Annotated in this window: 14 protein-coding genes; 4 read left to right on the plus strand and 10 right to left on the minus strand. The window is 63.0% G+C overall.

Annotated elements, in window-relative coordinates; translation table 11 throughout:
- Window positions 1-360 carry an NADH-quinone oxidoreductase subunit A gene (locus K0U62_06475; protein MCH9801164.1) on the minus strand — a complete coding sequence of 120 codons (360 nt, stop codon included), beginning with the start codon at window positions 358-360 and terminating at the stop codon, window positions 1-3.
- Between the two features lie 237 nt (window positions 361-597).
- Window positions 598-1,296, minus strand: a complete 699-nt coding sequence (locus K0U62_06480) for a demethylmenaquinone methyltransferase (protein ID MCH9801165.1) — start codon at window positions 1,294-1,296, stop codon at window positions 598-600.
- Between the two features lie 56 nt (window positions 1,297-1,352).
- Between K0U62_06480 and K0U62_06485 the strand changes: the two genes are divergently transcribed.
- A complete protein-coding gene (locus K0U62_06485; GenBank protein MCH9801166.1) occupies window positions 1,353-2,612 on the plus strand; it encodes an isochorismate synthase in 1,260 nt (419 codons plus the stop codon).
- Here K0U62_06485 and K0U62_06490 read toward each other — a convergent pair.
- The 4 genes from K0U62_06490 to menB form a co-directional block, all read right to left on the minus strand.
- Window positions 2,609-3,103: a glutathione peroxidase gene (locus tag K0U62_06490; protein MCH9801167.1), complete on the minus strand. Its 495-nt coding sequence runs from the start codon at window positions 3,101-3,103 to the stop codon at window positions 2,609-2,611. The genes K0U62_06485 and K0U62_06490 overlap by 4 nt on opposite strands.
- 103 nt (window positions 3,104-3,206) lie before the next feature.
- On the minus strand, window positions 3,207-4,799 hold the full coding sequence (menD, locus tag K0U62_06495) for a 2-succinyl-5-enolpyruvyl-6-hydroxy-3-cyclohexene-1-carboxylic-acid synthase (GenBank protein MCH9801168.1): 1,593 nt from the start codon (window positions 4,797-4,799) through the stop codon (window positions 3,207-3,209).
- Window positions 4,796-5,821 carry an O-succinylbenzoate synthase gene (locus tag K0U62_06500; GenBank protein ID MCH9801169.1) on the minus strand — a complete coding sequence of 342 codons (1,026 nt, stop codon included), beginning with the start codon at window positions 5,819-5,821 and terminating at the stop codon, window positions 4,796-4,798. The genes menD and K0U62_06500 overlap by 4 nt, the downstream gene beginning before the upstream one ends.
- Before the next feature lie 15 nt (window positions 5,822-5,836).
- Window positions 5,837-6,676, minus strand: coding sequence for a 1,4-dihydroxy-2-naphthoyl-CoA synthase (gene menB, locus K0U62_06505; protein MCH9801170.1), 840 nt, complete (start codon window positions 6,674-6,676; stop codon window positions 5,837-5,839).
- A gap of 138 nt (window positions 6,677-6,814) precedes the next feature.
- On the opposite strand from menB, the gene K0U62_06510 reads away from it, so the two are divergent.
- Both K0U62_06510 and K0U62_06515 read left to right on the plus strand, forming a co-directional pair.
- A complete protein-coding gene (locus K0U62_06510; protein MCH9801171.1) occupies window positions 6,815-8,062 on the plus strand; it encodes an AMP-binding protein in 1,248 nt (415 codons plus the stop codon).
- Window positions 8,062-8,937, plus strand: coding sequence for a 1,4-dihydroxy-2-naphthoate polyprenyltransferase (locus K0U62_06515; protein MCH9801172.1), 876 nt, complete (start codon window positions 8,062-8,064; stop codon window positions 8,935-8,937). Before K0U62_06510 ends, K0U62_06515 begins: the two co-directional genes overlap by 1 nt.
- Window positions 8,938-9,010: 73 nt before the next feature.
- Here K0U62_06515 and K0U62_06520 read toward each other — a convergent pair whose 3' ends face one another.
- Entirely contained in the window at window positions 9,011-9,478 is a 468-nt protein-coding gene (locus K0U62_06520; protein MCH9801173.1) for a PLDc N-terminal domain-containing protein, read from the minus strand.
- Between the two features lie 153 nt (window positions 9,479-9,631).
- On the opposite strand from K0U62_06520, the gene K0U62_06525 reads away from it, so the two are divergent.
- Window positions 9,632-9,979 (plus strand): DUF4229 domain-containing protein, encoded by a 348-nt coding sequence (locus K0U62_06525; GenBank protein MCH9801174.1) that lies wholly within the window; start codon window positions 9,632-9,634, stop codon window positions 9,977-9,979.
- Window positions 9,980-10,019: 40 nt separating this feature from the next.
- On the opposite strand, the gene ccsB is transcribed toward K0U62_06525, so the two are convergent.
- From ccsB to K0U62_06540, 3 genes are read right to left on the minus strand one after another with little or no spacing between them, the layout of a single operon-like run.
- On the minus strand, window positions 10,020-10,949 hold the full coding sequence (ccsB, locus tag K0U62_06530; protein ID MCH9801175.1) for a c-type cytochrome biogenesis protein CcsB: 930 nt from the start codon (window positions 10,947-10,949) through the stop codon (window positions 10,020-10,022).
- A 50-nt stretch (window positions 10,950-10,999) separates the two neighbouring features.
- A complete protein-coding gene (locus K0U62_06535; protein ID MCH9801176.1) occupies window positions 11,000-12,577 on the minus strand; it encodes a cytochrome c biogenesis protein ResB in 1,578 nt (525 codons plus the stop codon).
- 1 nt (window position 12,578) lies between these two features.
- On the minus strand, window positions 12,579-13,484 hold the full coding sequence (locus K0U62_06540) for a cytochrome c biogenesis protein CcdA (protein ID MCH9801177.1): 906 nt from the start codon (window positions 13,482-13,484) through the stop codon (window positions 12,579-12,581).
- Window positions 13,485-13,615: the final 131 nt, after the last annotated feature.

A 13,615-nucleotide genomic window follows, 5' to 3' on the forward strand; every position in this document is an offset into this window, starting at 1 on the left:
TCAATCCCAATCTAGTCCGCCCCGTCGCCATTCGTAGACGTACGGGATCGTCAGGTTGAACAGGAAGAGCAGGATCGCCGCCAACCCGAACATTCCGAGTTGGTCCGAAGCGACCGCCCACGGGTAGAGGAACACGATCTCCAAGTCGAAGATGATGAACATCATGGCCGTCAGGTAGTACTTCACCGGGAACTTGCCGCCGCCCATGGGCTGTGGTGTCGGCTCGATGCCGCACTCATAGGCGTCAACTTTTGCCCGGTTGTAGCGCTTCGGCCCGGTGAAGGAGGTCACTGTCACTGAGAACAGTGCGAACAGCAGTCCGAGCGCTGCGAGCGTCAGAACCGGAATCCAGACGTTCATGCGGCGCAACTCCTCTTCCGGACGATCGCGCTCATCCTAGAGCGATCATGTCTCGGTTGGCGTGTTAGCGCACGCTGGGCCGCCGTCTTTGGCACACCTACCCTTGTGAATCGATTCACGAGGCCCGAGTCTAGTAGTGGCAGCGTGGCTTCGGGCGACGACCCGCAAACTGCCTGCGGAATAGCTTGCGGTATGGCCACTACGCGGTGATTTCGGCAGCTGCGGTAGCCGTTTTCGCTAGTTCCCCGGTTGCCAGGCACGATGTAGCGCCACGATGCCACCTGTGAGATTGCGGAACTGGACGTCGCGCCAACCGTTGCTCGCGATCAACTCCGCTAGGGCTGCTTGGTCTGGCCATGCCTGGATGCTTTCCGCGAGATAGACATACGCCTCCGGATTGGAAGCCACCTGTCGAGCGATCTGCGGCAGTGCTGCCATCAGATACTCCAAGTACACCCGCCGAAACCGCGGATCCGTGGGGGCAGAAAACTCGCACACCACCAATCGGCCACCGGGTCGCGTTACCCGGGCGAGTTCCCGCAACCCAGCCGCTGAGTCCACGATGTTGCGCAGCCCGAACGAGATAGTGGCGGCATCAAAGGTGTTGCTGGCGAAGGGCAACTCAAGTGCGTCGCCGGCGACGAAGGCGCGATTAGGTTGCCGTCGCTGGCCTTCGCGCAACATGCCGACGGAGAAGTCACAGCAAATAACGTCAGCACCAGCAGCGGCTAGTGGCGAACTGCTTGTTCCGGTTCCCGCCGCCAAGTCGAGTATTCGCTCGCCGGGTTCCGGAGCTATCGCGGCTGCCACCGCTCGTCGCCACGCCCACGTTTGTCCCAGCGATAAAACATCGTTAGTTACGTCATAGCGGCGGGCTACCCCGTCAAACATTGCCGCTACTTCGCGGGGATCCTTGTTCAAACTGGCTCGGCTCACAGCCTGATCCAATCATCGACGATGCCGACTGTCGAACTCGGCCTTACCCTTGAGATGTGGCTGTCGTTAATCCTGTGCTGCGGACTCGCGCTCTTCCCGCCCTGCACACCCTTGAGCACTCCTGGCGGAACAATCCTTCCGTCGCGTGGTTGCGCGGCGGTGAAGGATTCCTCGGTTGGGGAATCGCGGCTCGGGAGCACTTCAGCGGCGAAGAGCGGTTCAGCCGCGCCCAACGCTGGGCGCAAGAGCAACTCGGCGACGCTCGCATTCACGACAGCATGGGCCCGCACCGCACCGCACCGATGGCGTTTGCCTCCTTCACCTTTGACGACGACTCCGAAGGATCGGTCGTCGTCATTCCCCGCACGGTTCTGGGTCTGCGCAACGGCATGTCCTGGCGTACTGATCTGATCTTGCCGGGGGACCAGGAGGACGAGTGGCATGGGGGCGAGAGCGGATATGAGGATCTGCTCACTGAGTCTGTTCCCGAGATGCCCGTGGCGCGTTGGCACGATCAAGAGGCGGATGCTGCTCAGTGGCGCTCCGCAGTCTTCGAAAGCGTCAAGCGCATCACCGCTGGCGAGCTCGACAAAGTTGTCCTGGCTCGACATGTTGAGGTGTCTTTTGACACTGAGCTGCCGCTGGTGCCGGTCCTGGCCCGGCTATCCGAACAGTTTCCCGAATGTTGGACCTTTCACATTGATGGCTTGATCGGTGCCACTCCCGAACTCCTGGTGCAGCGCTGCCGGGATCGCGTGGCCTCTCGCGTGCTTGCCGGTAGCGCTGCGGCAAATGCCAACCGGACCGACAACGATCAGGCTGCCAATGATTTGCTGGCGAGCGCTAAAGACTTGGCCGAACACACCTACGCCGTTCGGTCCGTCGCGCATGCGCTCGCCATTCACTGCACCGACATGCACGTGCCCGCTTCACCGCGGGTGCTGCAGCTTCCCAACGTGCAACACCTTGCCACCGATATCCGCGGATACTTGGCCGACGGTGCGAGTGCCCTGGCGCTGGCAGCGAGCCTGCACCCCACTGCCGCGGTGTGCGGCACCCCCACCGAGCGCGCTCGCGGTGTGATTGAAGAGATGGAACAAACTGATCGAGGCCGCTACAGCGGCCCGGTCGGCTGGTTCGACACCAACGGTGACGGCGAGTTCGCTATCGCATTGCGCTGCGCGCAGATCAGCGACAGCGGGACTGAGGCGCGGTTACTGGCGGGCTGTGGCTTGGTTGCCGATTCTGATGCCAACGCTGAATACGCCGAATCAGAAATCAAACTCGACGCGATGCGACGCGTCCTGGATCCCTAGACCGGGATTGGCTGGGCTAGCGCGGCTTGAATGTCACCAGCCAGCGCGGCTGGCTCATCCTTAGGGCCGTAACGACCTGTGACTCGGCCGTCCCGGTTCACCAAGAATTTCGTGAAGTTCCATTTAATCCGCTTCGAACCCAGGAATCCTGGCTGTTGTTCCGCCAGCCACGTGAATAGCGGGTCAGCGTGGGCACCGTTGACGTCGGTCTTGGCCATCATGGGGAAGGAGACCCCGTAGTTGAGTTGGCAAAACTCGACGATCTCGGTGTTGTTCCCCGGATCTTGCGCGGCGAACTGGTTGCAAGGGAACCCGAGCACGACCAGGCCGTCCTTACCAAAACGCTGCCAGAGTTCTTCCAGTCCGGCGAACTGTGGGGTGAAGCCGCATTTACTTGCAGTGTTGACAATCAGGAGAGCTTTGCCGCGGTACTGCGCCAAGTCAACGGCACTGCCATCGGCTGCGGTTACGGTGAAATCGAATACGTTCATAATCTCTGCTTTCCCAAAAAAGCGCCGGAGTAACATGATGGCCGGTATAGCTTGGGTCCGCATCTGGAGAAGATGTCGTAAGGTTCCCGGCTCGGCCGATTCGTCAGCGATCGACTGAGACTACGAAGGCTCGGATTCCAATGTCCCGCTGGCTGGCGCTGAGGGCTGCACCGAGATCTGTGGGAGCGCCCACCCGCTGAGTTGACACACCAGCAGCAGCCAGGACATCGACTAGGTCGCGGTCGTGTGGAGTTCCGAAGACCCGTTCGAAGACGTCCTGATTGGCCGGCGAATTTGCCTCGACCTGACTAAAAATGCCACCACCGTTGTTGTCTGCCACAACTAGCGTCAGGTTCGGTTCCGGCTCAGTGCCCGGCACCAACAACCCGTTCTGGTCGTGCAGCAGGGCGAGATCACCGAGCAGCGCCACGGTGCGGCCGGACTGCCAGGCGTGCGCGGCGCCCCAGGCAGTACTCACTACCCCATCAATCCCGTTAGCACCCCGGTTCGACATCACTGCCGGTCCCGGACCGCTGCATTGGTCGAGTGCGCGGATCGGCAGTGATGGGGCCACGACCAGCAGATCCGCTGGCAACAGAACCGCCCAGATTTCCTCGGCTACCGCCATCATGTTCGCCAATGGCTCGCCCCGCTGCCGGCGCTGCTGGGCAGCCGTTCGCCACTGCGCTAGCCAGGAGCGGTCCGGCGACCCGGTTCCGGTGGGCAGCTTCGCGAGTACCTGATCGGCGGTGCGCAATGGGTCCGGTGGATCGGTGCGGGGACGCAGTCGTACCGCTACATGCCGGTCGGCCTCCCGCACGAGTTCCAGCACCGCCCGACTCAACCCGAATGGACCCACGGTGACGACCAGGTCCGCGCGCAGTTCGGCACGCACCGCCGGATCAGTCAAGAAGTCAGCAGTACCGGGGATCGCGGTGCTGGCATCCGTCAAACCCGCAGTCGGTTCCGCCAGGATCGGCCAACCCCACTCAGCCGCAGTCGCCGCAATGCGTTCCCGGGTCTGGGAGTCGGGCAGATCAAGGTCGCCAACGACCATCACCCCGCGTGCGGGTAGTTCGCCCAGATCCGCCACCGCAGCCTCGATAGCCGGTGTCGGGTCGGGCGCCGCAACCAACTCCGGCGCCGGTGCTGCAACCGGTGCGTCAGTCACCAACGGTGGCGTGAACGGCACATTCAGATGCACCGGCCCACGGGCACGATCAGCCAACGCCACACTCGCATGAACTGCCGCAGCCGCCGCTCCTGCAGGTGAGGTGGCGACTAGATCTGTTGAGCCGAGGACGAACTGGTCGAACATTCCCACCTGGTCGATGGTTTGGCTAGCCCCACTGCCCCGGACCTGGGGTGGCCGGTCGGCAGTGACCACCACCAGCGGCGCGCCGGAGTAGCGAGCCTCGACGATAGCGGGCAAGAAGTTCGCGGTCGCCGTTCCCGAAGTACACATCACCGCAGTCGGAAGACCGGTCGCTTTGGCCCATCCGAGGGCGGTAAAGGCGGCACTGCGCTCATCCACCCGCACCAGCAGCTCTAGGTCGCCCGCAGCCGCATGTCGCGCGGCGCTCACTGACAACGGGGCCGACCGAAATCCAGGCGACAGAACTAATCCGGCGATGCCGGCAGCTACTAGCGCACTGATGATCTCTTCGCCGACCGCTGGCGCCGATTGCTCGCTCATGTGGCTACCTCTAGCGCATCCAACTGGTCAGCGGGGATCAATTGCAGTTCTTGCGTCATAGACCAGGCAGCATCCAGCCGATCCAGCCACTCTTGCGGCGGGGAATCGGTTACGCGCGCCAGCGCGTCGCCATCCGGCTGCCGTAGTTGCGCCGGGATCAACCCATCGACAGGAACGACGCTGGGGTTCGTCACGTCGGCTTCATGTAGTGTTCCGGTGGCCAGCCCGGCGGGCAATACCGGTGACGGCAAGGCAGCTGCCACGCAGGCGTCCCGGGCCAGCGCTAGCGACGATTCCGCCGCCGACGAGATCACTACTGGCAACTGCAACTGCTCCACCAATCGCAGCACTTCGGCCCCGCCGCCCAACGGCGCCACCTTCAGGATGGCGACATCGGCCAACTGCTGAGCTGCCTGGAAATCTCGATCACGCCGCAGCAGTTCATCGACAGCGATCGGAACGCCAACGTCGTGGTTACGCAAAATCGCCAGTTCCGCAGCGGTATCGCAGGGCTGCTCCACATACTCGATGCCGAAGTCCCGCACCTGCGACAACACCGCGGCCGCCCGAGCCGGGCTCCAGCCACCATTAACGTCCAGCCGAATACGCGCCGAACCGTCCGGCAGGATTTCATCGAGCGCGGTGCGAATGGCAGCCACCCGGGCCACTTCCTGATCGACGGGTAACTCTCCTACCTTCACCTTCACGGTGTGACATCCCGTCGCTGGGAGTTGGCGCCTTATCCACGCCACGGCTTGGGCTTCCGGTAGATCTGGGACGATCTGCGACACCGGGACTAGCAGGTCGGGGGAATCGGGCTGCGGCACCGCACCAGCCATCATTTCCACTGCTGCCGCCAGCCAGCGTGCAGCAGGTTCTCGCCCATAGTCGGGGAACGGCGCAAACTCACCCCAACCCGCCGGGCCACGCAACAGCAGCCCCTCTCGCACTGTGGTGCCGCGGAACGACACGGTGAAGGGAATCCGATAGCGGAGTGCCTCCGCCGCCGGGAACCGCGTCATCAGTCGGGGATTTCGCTACGGACGCTTAGGGAACTGGCTGAAGTCGGGGTGACGACGTTCCTGGTAGGCGTTGCGGCCTTCTTGGGCTTCCTCGGTCATGTAGAACAGCAGCGTTGAGTCGCCCGCCAACTGCTGTATGCCGGCCAAACCATCGTCGGCAGCGTTGTGAGATGCCTTCAGCATGCGCAACGCCAGTGGTGAGTGCTCCAGCATTTCCCGGCACCAGGTGACGGTTTCCTCTTCTAGGTCAGCCAGCGGTACCACCGCGTTGACCAATCCCCAGTCGTAGGCTTGCTCGGCGCTGTACTGCTGGCAGCGGAACCACACTTCGCGAGCCCGCTTTTGGCCGATCTGTCGCGCCAACAGCCCGGAGCCGTAGCCGCCGTCGAAGGAGCCCACCTTGGGACCGGTCTGACCGAACCGGGCGTTGTCGGCAGCGATAGTCAGATCGCAGACAATGTGAAGAACGTGGCCGCCACCGATGGCGTAGCCAGCCACCATCGCCACGACCGGCTTGGGTGTGCGCCGAATCTGAATCTGCAAATCAAGGACGTTCAACCGGCCGATACCCTTACGGGCCACTTCGTCGTTGCCGATATAGCCGTCGTCGCCGCGAATCTGCTGGTCACCACCGGAGCAGAATGCCCAATCCCCTTGTCCGGTCAAGATGATGACGCCGACGGAGTCGTCATCGCGCGCACAACGGAAGGCATCTTCGAGCTCGAACAGCGTCTGCGGCCGAAAGGCATTGCGCTTGTGCGGGCGATTAATGGTGATCTTGGCGATGCCGTCACTGAGTTCGTAGCGGATATCGCTGTAGTCGCCGACCTTCTTCCAGTCAGCACCGGGCGTGATGCTCGAAAAGCCCGGATCCTTCATGGCAGGACTATCCGGCGCGACCACCTCGGTCAGCGGGTACCTAGTACGAGAGTCCACAGTGTCCTCCAACGGCGACGGCGGGCGGGAGACCCGGTCCCTCTAGGCTAGACCGCGATGGAATCTCAGCAACTCACCCGCCTCGTTGTCCCGCCCGGTGCGGCAGCGGCGCGTGACGCGATCGCGCGGTTAGCTGCCGCCATGAGCGGCGATTCCGCTGTACTGCTGCTCGACGAGCGCAACGCTGCCGCTGCAACACATGAGCCGAAACCCACAGAATCGACGGTCACCGACTCACCCGATACCGCGCTGGTGATCGCCACTTCCGGATCGACAGGCACCCCGCGCCAGGTGGAACTATCCCGCCAAGCACTCACTGCCGCGGCCGAGGCAAGTCAGGCCGCGCTGATGGGACCGGGACTGTGGTTGACTGCCGTTCCAGTCACCAGCATTGCCGGGGCTGTGACGGCGCTGCGCTCTCACCTGGCCGGTACCGACCCGGAGATTTGGCCCGGCATCGCTGGCGCGCGGCGATTTCCGGATGACTCATTCCGAACCGCAGTACATGCTGCTCGCCACCGCGCCGATCAACTGGGTCTGCCGTGCTACACCTCACTGGTGCCAACCCAGGTGATGCGACTGGTGCAGGCGGGAGCAGCGGACCTGCTGGCGACCTTCGACACCGTGCTCGTTGGTGGGGCGGTGTTGGCAACAGGTCTGCGGGAGCAACTGTTGGCTGCTCAGGTTCGCGTGGTTAACACCTACGGCTGTACCGAGACGGGCGCCGGTGTGGTGTACGACGGTCTACCCATTCCTGGCGTCACGGTGGACATCGTCACCGAACTGCACAACGTCGACGGTGGCCACCCCGCCGATGGGCAGCCGTCAGTTGCAACTGGCCGGGTCAGGATTAGTGGGCCCACGCTGGCCAGTGGCTACCGAGGAAATCCCAGCGCTACCGCCGCTTCCTTTCACGACGGTAAGTACCTGACCGATGATCTGGGGTATTGGCAGGATGGCCGACTGCACTTGTCCGGACGCAGCGACGACATCATCAAAACTGGTGGCCGCAAACTTTCGTTACTGCAAATTTCTGCCGAGTTAGGTGAGCATCCGCAGGTACTCGAGGTCATTGCGCTCCCCCGCGAGGATCCGGAGTGGGGCACCCTGCCGGTGGTGATCGCAGTTCCCGTACCGGGTGGTGACTTGTCGGATGATCAGTTGGCAGCAGAGCTGACCGAGTTGTTGGCGAGCCAGTTCAGATTGCCGACTGCGCACCGACGCGTCACGGTAATGACGGATCCACCATTGTTGGCTGGTGGAAAAGTGGATCGGGCCGCTGTGCTCCGGGATTGGCAGGATTGATGGCTTCGACTGCGCAGTGGGTCGCTGGCGCTCGGCCGCGGACCCTGTCTGCGGCGATCGCGCCGGTTGCGATCGGTTGCGGTGCGGCTGCCTACGAGGGGGCATTCCACGTCGGCCTGGCATTGCTTGCCCTACTGGTGGCATTGGCGCTGCAAGTCGCGGTGAACTACGCCAACGACTACAGCGACGGTATCCGCGGCACCGATGATGATCGGGTAGGACCGCAGCGGTTAGTAGGAGGTGGCCTGGCGGAGCCAGCTGCAGTTAAACGGGCCGCCTTGTTGGCTTTCGCTGTTGCCGGAGTCGCTGGACTGGCTTTGGTGGTGTGGTCGCAAGTGTGGTGGCTGCTGCCGATCGGGCTCGCCAGCGTCGCTGCCGCCTGGTTCTACACCGGTGGTAGCAGCCCCTACGGTTATCGAGGTTTGGGAGAGGTCTCGGTCTTTGTGTTCTTTGGGATGGTGGCCACCACTGGTACCGCCTGGGCTCAAATCGGCGAACTGACCTGGGCAGCGATCATCGCCGGGATTCCACCCGGATTGTGGTCTAGCGCCATTCTGTTGGCCAACAACATTCGGGATATCCCCGGCGATACTGCATCTGGCAAGCGAACGTTGGCGGTGCGGCTGGGAGATCGTCGAGCCCGCCTGCTGTACAGCGTCATGCTGTTGGGCGGATTCGCTATTGCTGGGCTGATGATGATGTTCACGCCGTGGGCGGCGTTGGCGCTATTGGCGCTCCCACTTGCCATCCCACCGATTCGTGCGGTGCACGCTGGCGCAGTCGGCCCGGAACTTGTCGGTGTCCTGGGCGCGACCAGCATGATCTTGCTCGTTGGCGGGTTGTTGCTCGCGGTGGGGCTCGCATCACCGTGGTGAGCTGCCCTCGCCCACAGCGTCTGCTGGCGCCTTAGCGGTCGAGACCTTGGTCCCCGGGTAGGGAGGGTTGCGGCTAGGCCGGAGAAACCCCAGGATCGCCTGGCGCGGGGCCTTCGCGCGGCGGCTTCTTTTGCTCACCTTCAGCGCGTGGTTCCTCGGTTCGTTCTACCGCCTGGTCAGTAGCCTCAGTCTGTTCCGCTGACGGCGATGACTCCGCTTCTTCAGCCTTGCGGACCTCCTCGCGCTTGCGACGCCAGGCTTCCTCGTCCAATTTCCGCAGGAACGCCGGGTCGTCGTCAGGAGAGACCGGTCGCTGTTTTCCCTTGATGTTGACGATCCGCGGGGGACCGTAGCCATTGCGGCTGCGCCGCGGTCGACCACTGATGAACCACATCGCTGCCCCGAGGATTGGGATCAGCACCAACATCAGCCAGGTCGTGCGAGAGAACCGCCGAAAGTCCTGCGGCTTGGTTTGCAGCACATCAAAGAACGAGTAGACCGCCAAACCGACGATCACCAGGATAGGAATGGCCCTGGGCATCTCGACTCCTGCTCTTGCACCGACTAGTTGCCAGCCCTGCCAGCATGCCACTTAAGTTTGCACGCCGCTGAACTAACTCTGTCAGCGTAACCCGAACCGCAGCCCAGAGCAGCCCCGATTTCGCTCATAAGGGACAAGTCGTATGGTGAAAGTGTGTCGCTGTTGTTTTACACCCTGTTGCGGATTCTGATGTTGGTCAGTGTTGGTGGGTTAGCTTACGCCCTCGGTATGCGCGGAATCCTGCTGCTGATCGTTGCCTTCTTAGGCAGCGGCATCATTAGTTACTTCGTGTTGGATCGAATCCGGAACAACGCTGGCCGACAGTTGGGTGGCTTCTTCCATCGGATTAACGACCGCATCGACACCGCGACCCGGGCCGAGGACGACGACGAGGATGCCGCCACACCAACGGCGTCGGCGCCACCTGCAGACTCAACCGCTCCCACGGCTGACCCCCCGGACGACACACCTGCTGCCAACCGGGACCCAAGCAGTAAATAGTGCACCAGCCGCTATCGCGCGCTTTGTGCTCAGCTTGGGCTTACACGCCCGCGTAGGAATGTAGACCGGAAAACAGCAGGTTGACACCGAAGTAGTTGAACCAAAACACCGCCATGCCGATGATGGCCAACCAGGCGGCACGACTACCCTTCCAACCAGCGGTGGATCGAGCGTGTAGATAGGCGGCGTACACCACCCAGGTAATGAACGCCCAGGTTTCCTTGGGATCCCAACCCCAGTACCGACCCCAGGCGCTTTCCGCCCAAATGGCACCCGCCACGACCGCGAAAGTCCACAGCGGGAAGGTGAAGGCCAGCGTCCGGTAGACCATCCGGTCAAGTCGCTGCGCGTCCGGCAACCGGGCGGCCCAGCTTGCCCGCCAACCAGACTCCCCTGCTCCGTTCACCACGAGGTACAACCCCGCGACGACTCCGGCATACGTGAAGGCACCACCACACACGATGGCGGTGGAGACATGAATGATGAGCCAGGTGGACTGCAGCGCCGGGACGAGTTGCGCTGCCTCGGTGTAAAGCACCGTGACCGCTAGACCCAAAGTGAGCAGCACCAATGGAATCAGGAATACGCCCAGCCATCGCACATCCCGCTTCAGCGAAACCAGCAGGAACACTCCGAGTACCGCCAGTGCAGAGGTGATCGAGAACTCGTACATGTTGCCCCAGGGCACCCGTTCTGCCCACAAGCCACGAACCAGTACGCCACCGAACAAGAGCACGAAAGAAAGCCAAGAAAGCGCCATGCCGATGTTGCCGCTCTTGCGGCCTGGCTCTTCTACCGGTTCGGGCGGGGGCGCTGCCTCCGGCTGCGTCACGTCCGCGCTGCCACCGACAGCAGCAGGTACCTGCTGCGGCACTTGCTCGGCAACCTCTTGGGTTACGGCGGTGGCAGGGGAACGACGAGCGGCAAATGATGCCGCGAAAGCGAACATTGCCAGCACCATGACGAACATCGACGAGTAGACCAGTGCATTGGACAACTCAGCTAAGCTCTCCGATTCCACTACCGGTTCACCCCTTCCTGTCCGGCCGGATCATCAGCCGGGGTGTCTGTGCCTATCTCGGCAGCAATGGCCGCGAGATCGCCTGCAACCTCTGAACCCTCTCCGCGGGCTACACCTCCAACGGTAACGGCATCCTCGCTGCGCACCAGCCAGACCCGACGTCGGCGGACGAACAGCGACAACGACATCCCCACGATCGCCGTCACGACGAACAGCAGCGCCCACACTCCGCCGGGGTCTCGCGCTACCTTCACCGAAATCCAACGTTCGTAGCCCGCGAACTCCACCGAACCGGCACCATCCGGTAGCTGCCAGGTTTCGCCGGGCAGCATTCCTTGCAGCCCGATCTGCTCCAAATCAGTGTCGTCTAGTTCGTACACGTTTTGCGGTTCGCCAGAGTCCAAACCGAGGTCACCGGTGAAGGCGGAGAGGAACAACCCGGGGGAATCGGGCGCAGGGAACACCGAGATCGGCCCCGCCTCTTGATCGATGACTGCAGTGGGGAGGAACAGCCCGCGGAAGCCCAGTTGCGGCTCACTGTCGGGGACCTTGATCACTCCGGCGGAGGTGAAGTTGCCATCTTGCGGAATGAAGACCACCGAATCGTCGAACACGACTTCGCCATCGCCGTCGCGCACCACAATGCTGGGCGCGTAGCCGTGACCGATGAGGAAGATCTTCACGCCGTCAATCTCAATCGGATCGTTGACGCCGAAGACTTGTTGTTGTGCAGGTTCCCCGGGGGCTGGGCTAATCAAGACCTCCGCCCGGAAGTCGCGTGGTTCGCCACGCTGGGCTTCGTCCCGCTCGAAGTCCACCGCGAAGTCCTGCAGTTGCAGGCTGAACGGGGGCAGGTCATCGACATTGGCGAACCGACCACCGGTAAAGGTGTCGTACTGGGTGAGGGTGTTGGAGAAGCCGCCACCTTCGGTGAGCACCACGTTGCCCTGCCAGCCGCCTAGTGCCCCGAGGCCGACTGCGGCCAGCACGCCGAGTAGTGAGAAGTGGAAGATTTGGTTGCCGTTCTCCCGCCAGATCCCCTTTTCTCCGGCCACCCAATCCGGTGACCGACGGACCCGCCATCGTTGCTTGCGCAGTACTTGCTCGCCCTCGTCGAGGGTTGCGGCGACATCGCTGGCTGCGACCAGGTGGCTGTCTGGCAGCCGGGACAAGTTGCTGGGGGGAGGTCCGGGGCTGCGCTGCCACATCCGATAGTGCTGCCGGGCCCGCGGGATCAGACACCCCAACAAGGACAGGAACAGCAACAGATAGATCGCCGAGAACCACGGCGAACCGAACACGTCGAACAGGCCAAACCGCTCGTACCACTGCGACAGCTCTGGGTTGTCCGCCACGAACTGGTTGACCGCGAGCGGGTCGGAGGTGCGCTGTGGCACCAGTGAGCCAGGGATTGCAGCGATGCCCAGCAACAGCAACAGGATCAACGCGGTGCGCATCGAGGTAAGCCGGGACCACAGCCAGCGCAACCAACTGCGCACGCCGATGCCGGGTGGCGGTGCCTGCCGATCCATCGGGTCGGCGTGGGTACTGAATGCGAGCTCTGGTTCGGTTGCCATATCAGATCACCGTCGTGAATCCACCGATCCAAGACTGCATCTGGATCACTAGGTCGTTCCACAGCCCGGTCACAAGCAACAGGCCAACTACACACAGCATGACGCCACCCACTCGCTGGATCGCGACCGCGTGGTCACGAGTCCAGGCCAGTGCACCCGCAAACCAGCGGAATCCCAACGCCAGCAGCACGAACGGTGCCCCTAACCCGATGCAGTAGGCGGCGGAGAGCAGCGCCCCGCGGGCAGCGGACGCTTCGGTGAACGCCAGCGACTGCACCGCTGCCAACGTCGGACCAATGCAGGGAGTCCAGCCGAGACCGAAGACCACGCCAAGCAACGGCGCTCCCCACAGCCCGGTTGGCGGTCGATACCGCAGCCGCCGGTCGGAGTTCCACATCGCTGTCTTGCTCAGCAGCGGGAAGCCGAGATAACCCAAGCCGAGCAGGATCACGCCGAGGCCCAGCACGATGCTGATGGTGCGCTGATTCTCCAGCAGCCAGAAACCCAGACTGCCGAACAACACGCCGTAGGAGACAAATACCACCGTGAAGCCCGCGACGAACAGCAGCGAGCCGAGCACCACGCGACTGTGCAGCAGCCTGTTCTTGTCCGCTTCCGGTGTCCCCGAGGATTCCGGCGAGCCGAGCACCGTCGCATCGGTCGGCAAAGCACCGTCGGCGGGCTCGGTTGTCGAGTCAGCCGGCGGGCCACTTCCGGCCGCCACCGGCTGCGGGCTGGGTTGCCGGGAGCCGCGCACGTCGGCACCCGTCAGACCGGCAACGTAGGCCAGGTAGCCGGGGGCGAGCGGCAAGACGCACGGGCTGAGGAAGGACACCAACCCAGCAGCCATCGCGATAGGAACCGCTAGCAGCAGCGATCCATCGGCGACGGTTTCCGCGATGCTCATGCCGCACCCTCATCCAGCAGTGGTTCGATCATCGCCCGCAAGGTGGGAGCGCTCACTTCACCCAGAGCCCGACCGGCGACGCGACCTTCGCGGTCGATCACCAGGGTGGAGGGGATGGCTTGCGGCGGCAA

The organism is Actinomycetes bacterium, assembly GCA_022599915.1.
Classification (GTDB): Bacteria; Actinomycetota; Actinomycetes; order S36-B12.

Bases quoted from the DNA above. Each gene is read 5' to 3' on its own strand.
- K0U62_06475 (MCH9801164.1), bottom strand. From the start codon at position 360: ATGAACGTCTGGATTCCGGTTCTGACGCTCGCAGCGCTCGGACTGCTG.
- K0U62_06490 (MCH9801167.1), bottom strand. From the start codon at position 3,103: ATGAACGTATTCGATTTCACCGTAACCGCAGCCGATGGCAGTGCCGTT.
- menD (MCH9801168.1), bottom strand. From the start codon at position 4,799: ATGAGCGAGCAATCGGCGCCAGCGGTCGGCGAAGAGATCATCAGTGCG.
- K0U62_06500 (MCH9801169.1), bottom strand. From the start codon at position 5,821: ATGACGCGGTTCCCGGCGGCGGAGGCACTCCGCTATCGGATTCCCTTC.
- K0U62_06510 (MCH9801171.1), top strand. From the start codon at position 6,815: ATGGAATCTCAGCAACTCACCCGCCTCGTTGTCCCGCCCGGTGCGGCA.
- K0U62_06515 (MCH9801172.1), top strand. From the start codon at position 8,062: ATGGCTTCGACTGCGCAGTGGGTCGCTGGCGCTCGGCCGCGGACCCTG.
- K0U62_06520 (MCH9801173.1), bottom strand. From the start codon at position 9,478: ATGCCCAGGGCCATTCCTATCCTGGTGATCGTCGGTTTGGCGGTCTAC.
- ccsB (MCH9801175.1), bottom strand. From the start codon at position 10,949: ATGTTCGTCATGGTGCTGGCAATGTTCGCTTTCGCGGCATCATTTGCC.
- K0U62_06535 (MCH9801176.1), bottom strand. From the start codon at position 12,577: ATGGCAACCGAACCAGAGCTCGCATTCAGTACCCACGCCGACCCGATG.
- K0U62_06540 (MCH9801177.1), bottom strand. From the start codon at position 13,484: ATGAGCATCGCGGAAACCGTCGCCGATGGATCGCTGCTGCTAGCGGTT.